The organism is Planktothrix sp., assembly GCF_046067725.1.
Classification (GTDB): Bacteria; Cyanobacteriota; Cyanobacteriia; order Cyanobacteriales; family Microcoleaceae; genus Planktothrix.
This window is the reverse complement of record NZ_JBJUDF010000276.1, coordinates 1-5038: the sequence shown is the minus strand read 5'-3', so window position 1 is coordinate 5038 and position 5038 is coordinate 1. Positions and strand designations below refer to the sequence as shown.

Below are 5038 nucleotides of genomic sequence, written 5' to 3'. Positions count from 1 at the left end.
GGGGTTATGTAAAGATCAGAAGCCAGTTTTCATTTTCATCAAAGGACTGTAGATTCCAAAAGAAGATCAACCATCCTGAATGTTCACCTCAGCAGGGTTGATTTGTACTTGATATGGGAATCAAACGAAGATGATAAGCTAGAGTAATTCCCTTGAAGTTAGGAGATCCTCAATGGTTGCAAACAATGGGATGGTAACTCCTGTGGTTCCTGTACCTAACAGTGTTATAGTTGCTAGGTTTCATGCCCTATCTGACCCTTTGCGTTTGCAAGTTATCAATCTGTTACGGGAACAAGAATTGTGTGTTTGTGAATTGTGCGAACAATTGGGAGTCAGTCAGTCTAAACTTTCCTTCCACTTGAAAACCCTGAAAGAAGCATTATTAGTACAAAGTCGTCAAGAAGGACGATGGATTTACTATCGTCTTAACCCTAACCAATTTAAAGTTTTAGAAGAATATTTGGCACAGTACCGCTATTTCAGCAGCATTGCAACCTCCCACAAGGGTTGTGATTGACAGCCGTCTCAGGATGTCCTGGTGGCTGAAAAATTGAAAAGGTCTGTATCTTTTTTAACCAACTTGAATGAGTGTTTTCTTGTATTGCTTCTAGGATGTGAAGAACTTCAATTCTTAATATCAATCTATATCTTAAGATATAGAAGTCTATTTTCTCTATCCCGAAAGAATGAAGTCAATTGAGTTTTAATAAATAAAAGTATCAAGGAATACTTTTTCAGTTGATTCTGAATCCGACATTGTATGTAAAAATGGATCATTATGTAAACTGGAGGGTGAAAAAGATGACCAACCGAGGTTCGTTTTACTGGAGTTCCCGTTATCGAGGAAAAGCAACTCCTGAAAATGTTGTGTTTAATGCGAATTTGCAGGAATTTGCTCAGAAGGTCAACTTTATTGTTGGCTTGCAAACCAGCGGGAAACTTTCGGTAGAAGAATCTTATGTACAAATTGAAACCTTATGGGAACAACTTCGAGAAAGTAAACAACATCTGGGAATTGGCAAAAAAGCAGGATAGTCAACTGAATTTAAAGTTATTTAAGCCAGGGTGCAGATTATCTGTCTCCTGGCTTCTTTAGCAACTTTGGAAGAGAATTTTACCTTATTTCCAATTAATTTATTTCCTTTGGGAGATGTTTTGTCTATTTCAAAAGAAGTTCTGGTTTTATTAAGAAAAATGTAAAACTTTTGTTAAGCTTATCTATAATTATAGCATAATTAGCGTAGTTTGCTCTATTCTAAACACTAGACAATTTTAAGGATTCTAGTTGGAGATTCCACTAGAGTCCGTCCCAAAATTAAATTTGTTTTCGCTCAAAACTTTTGGAATTTAGGATCAAGAGGCTACACCCTCAAGAACAACTCATCGATAGAGACAGGTTCTCTCAAATAATTTAATTGTTCTTTCTAATATTCCTAAACTCGATAGTTCATCAATAGATTAAATGTTCATACCCTCATGGCGTCCCTGAGTAAAAAGGCAATTCAAGGTACAATTTGGACTCTATTTGGCTATGGAGGAAGCCAAGTTTTACGATTTGGAGGAAACTTAATTCTAACTCGTCTCCTCCTGCCCGAATTATTTGGTTTGATAGCCTTAGTCAATACCTTTATTACAGGTCTGAACCTATTTTCTGATATCGGAATTCGACCGAGTATTATTCGGAGTCAGCGAGGAGATGATCCAGAATTTCTAAATACGGCCTGGACAATTCAAGTTTTTCGAGGACTAGGGCTTTGGATTATCTGCCTATTAATTACAGTTCCTCTTGCTAAATTTTACAACGAACCCGAACTTTTGTGGATTACACCCATTGTCGGTTTTAGAACGGTTATAGCAGGGTTTGAATCTACATCTTTAGCCAGTCTGAATCGCCATTTAAACTTAAAAACCCTAACAATTTATGACTTTATTGTCCAAGGATTAAGCCTTGGGGTAATGATTCTTTGGGCGTGGATTAGTCCTAACATCTGGGCATTAATTGTTGGAGTTTTAATTTCCTCCTTGTTTGGATTAATTAGGAGCCATTACTTAAATACCGGAATGCCCAATCGTTTTGCTTGGGATCAAAGTGCCTTAAAAGAATTAATTTCCTTTGGACGCTGGATTTTTGTTTCAACAGTGATGACATTCTTGGCATCTCAATCTGATCGTTTGATTCTCGGTAAATTATTAACCTTAGAAATGTTAGGGGTTTATACCGTTGCTTTTGCTTTAGCAGATCTTCCTAAATCTCTAATGCAAGCAGTGATGGGGAAAGTTGTTTTTCCGGTTATTTCTAAACAGTTAGATCTGCCTCGCTCCCAACTTCGGCAAAATATTCTCGACAAAAGAAAGTTATTATTATTAATGATCTGTTTTCCCTTAGCTATTCTAGTTTGCTTTGGAGATCAATTAATTTTGAGTTTATATGATCAAAGATATGAACAAGCCGCTTGGATGCTGCCGATTCTAGCTTTGGGAATGTGGCCATTTATCCTCCACAGCAGTATTAATAAAGCTCTATTTGCGATTGGAAAACCCCTCTATATTGCTCTAGGTAATGTATTCAAGCTGTTGTACATGGTGATTTTACTGCCGTTATCCTTTTCTATGATGGGAGTTCTAGGAGCGATCATCGTTGTTGCATTTAATGATATTCCCTCCTATATTGTCGTTAACTATGGGCTTTGGCAAGAAGAACTTTTAGGTTTAAAACAGGATTTAGGAGCTACTTTCATTCTATTAGGGATGATTGTTCTACTAGGCGGAATTCGATATGCTTTAGGAGGGGGATTATCCATTGATAGTGTCTTTTAGCGTCTAAGTTAGTCAACAATAAACACCTTTTTGAATCAGGAAATTAACCATGAAAATTACCTTTGTAATGGCCAATTGGAAGAGTTTAGCAGGAGGAGTACAATCGACCGGAGATCTAGCTTATCACTTACAGAAACGAGGTCATGAAGTCTATATGGTCTCTCCTCAAAAACGCAGACCGAGCGGGCTTCAGCAAGTTAAATCTCTTTTAAAAGGTAAAGGGTTAATTCCCTGGAAACGAACCGGGCCTTCCCATCTCGACAATCTTGATCTGCCTCGTCGGATTTTAGATCATCCACCGCCAGTCACCGATGCTGATATTCCTGATGCCGATATTGTGATAGCAACTTGGTGGGAAACAGCAGAATGGGTGGCTAATCTTTCCCCCTCTAAAGGAGCAAAAGTATATATGATTCGCCATCATGAAACTCACGATTATTTACCTAAAGAACGGGTCGCAGCAACCTATCGGTTACCTCTCCATAAAATTGTGATTTCTCAGTGGTTAGTAGACGTTATGGACAAAGAATATGGAGATCAAAATGTTTCCTTAGTGCCGAACAGTGTCGATTTCAAAAAATATTATGCTGAGCCTCGCAAAAAACAAACAGTTCCCACCGTAGGAATGCTCTATTCCCCCTTGTATTGGAAAGGCTGTGACATCAGTTTAAAAGCATTTGCGTTAGCCTCTGAGCAAATTCCTAACTTAAAATTAGTTTGTTTTGGAACTAAACCTCCTGTTCCTGAATTACCTTTACCCCCAAGGAGTGAATTTTTCTGCCAGCCTCCCCAAGATCAAATCAAAGATATTTATGCTTCTTGTGATGCCTGGTTATTTGGAAGTCGCTTTGAAGGGTTTGGACGGCCGATTTTAGAAGCAATGGCTTGCCGTACTCCAGTGATTGGCGTGCCATCGGGTGCGGCTCCAGAACTCCTCAGCGACGGAATTGGAATCTTAGTCAAACCGGAAGACCCAGAAGAAATGGCTGAAGCCATTGTTAAGATTTGCCAAATGTCCCAAGAACAGTGGGGTCAGATGTCGGAACGTGCTTATACCAAAGCAATTAGTTATACCTGGGATGATGCGGCTTTATTGTGTGAACAAGTCCTTGAAAAGCTACTTCGTTCTTAAACCTTTTAAGTCGTGCTAATTATTGCTACAGAACAAACCTAAACCTTGAATCAAAAGGAGTGGTGTAATGCTCAAACCCCAATTTATTATTATCGGTGCAGCCAAATCGGGGACAACAACCCTGTATCAATATTTATGTCGCCATCCTCAAATCTTTATGTCTACTCCAAAAGAACCCGATTTCTTTTCTGTAGATAGCCATTTTGCAAGAGGGATGGGCTGGTATGAATCCTTATTTCAAGATGCCAAACTTGATCAAATTTGTGGAGAAGCCTCAACAACTTATTCCCGGTTACAACAATACCCCCATACGGTAGAACGCCTAGTCAAAGCGTTACCAATCGACAGTAGTTTTTATCTTTATCAAATCGAACAGTATCTAGCATTTTATCCCCGTTCTTCATTCTTATTCCTCCGTATGGAGGAGTTAATTCAACATCCTCATGAAACGATTTGTAAAATTCTGGCTTTTATTGGTGCTGATCCCAATATTAATTTAACTGAGGAAAGTACCCTAGTTGCCAATAAAGCTGAGGATGATCCAGAATGGTTTATACGGAAACAGATGACCTCTTCTTTCAACCAGATTCCAGGGGTTGAGCAGATCAAGTCCCTCTTACCTCAATCATTGAAAGATCAAGCCTATCAATGGATACGTCGTTTCAAATACAAAGACTGGAAATCCAAACAATATATGCCCCCGCCTATGCGTCCAGAAACTCGCCAAATGTTATTAGAAAAATATCGAGAACCCAATCAAAAACTTGCTGAGTTTTTAAATTGGGACTTATCTCCTTGGAACTGTTAAACCTTACAATTGATCCTTCAAAACTTAGGAGAAAAAAATGACTCAATCTTTAAGCTTCTGTCTCGACTATGATTATTTACATGATCTGGCAGAAAAAAATTGCCAATCCTACGCTCAAGCAAAACCCTTTCCCCATATTGTGATGGATAATTTCTTGCCAGAATGGGTTTTAGATCAAATTTTAGAAGAATTTCCCAAACCCGGAGAAATCAATTGGCAAAAATTTGATGCAGCCGCCGAAAAAAAATTAGCCTCGACTTCCGAATTACAGATGGGTGAAG

Annotated in this window: 5 protein-coding genes and 1 pseudogene; all 6 read left to right on the top strand. The window is 38.6% G+C overall.

What is annotated here, in order from left to right; all coding sequences use genetic code 11:
- Window positions 1-172: 172 nt before the first annotated feature.
- Complete coding sequence (locus tag ACKPEB_RS17245; protein ID WP_408966194.1) at window positions 173-517, top strand: ArsR/SmtB family transcription factor; 345 nt, start codon at window positions 173-175, stop codon at window positions 515-517.
- Between the two features lie 284 nt (window positions 518-801).
- Complete coding sequence (locus ACKPEB_RS17240) at window positions 802-1035, top strand: hypothetical protein (RefSeq protein ID WP_408966193.1); 234 nt, start codon at window positions 802-804, stop codon at window positions 1033-1035.
- Window positions 1036-1476: 441 nt separating this feature from the next.
- Window positions 1477-2817: an oligosaccharide flippase family protein gene (locus tag ACKPEB_RS17235; protein ID WP_408966192.1), complete on the top strand. Its 1341-nt coding sequence runs from the start codon at window positions 1477-1479 to the stop codon at window positions 2815-2817.
- 49 nt (window positions 2818-2866) lie between these two features.
- Entirely contained in the window at window positions 2867-3949 is a 1083-nt protein-coding gene (locus ACKPEB_RS17230) for a glycosyltransferase family 4 protein (RefSeq protein WP_408966191.1), read from the top strand.
- Window positions 3950-4016: 67 nt separating this feature from the next.
- Window positions 4017-4757 carry a sulfotransferase domain-containing protein gene (locus ACKPEB_RS17225; protein WP_408966190.1) on the top strand — a complete coding sequence of 247 codons (741 nt, stop codon included), beginning with the start codon at window positions 4017-4019 and terminating at the stop codon, window positions 4755-4757.
- A gap of 37 nt (window positions 4758-4794) precedes the next feature.
- Window positions 4795-5038, top strand: a pseudogene (locus ACKPEB_RS17220) (2OG-Fe(II) oxygenase); the annotation flags it as partial.